The 354-nt window shown below is 58.5% G+C and carries 1 protein-coding gene; it reads left to right on the top strand.

Annotated features, from left to right (window positions below):
- Positions 1–354, top strand: a 354-nt coding sequence (locus tag AC1RPT_RS07830; protein ID WP_481762990.1) for a hypothetical protein, incomplete at both ends; no start/stop codon positions are given.

Raw genomic sequence — 354 nt, 5'->3', positions numbered from 1 at the left:
CATCAGCGCTGCCCTGATCGAGAACAGCATCCGAGAGGCGGTGCGCCGTATGGCCCGGCAACACCTGTGAAGCCCGTTGAAAGGTATGACGTGATCCTAGACCTGATGTCTAGGAATTATGATCAGGCCGACGTACTGGACCGCTGGGCCGTTGATGAGTACGCGGAAAAGACTGGTGCGGCCATGGATATTATGCCGTACGGTGCCAATAAGTGTCCGCAGTTCGGCCGCGACCTTTCGAAGATGGCGTCGATGGGGTATTTGACGCGTGCGCGCACAGGCCTCACTGACATGCGCGGGCTGGGATTCCCTGCGTGGGTCTGGAGCTATAGACTTGCGGATGCAGGTCGTGAT

Source organism: Dellaglioa sp. CoH-56-MRSF-11 (genome assembly GCF_056782135.1).
This window is presented reverse-complemented; position numbering and strand designations above follow the sequence as displayed.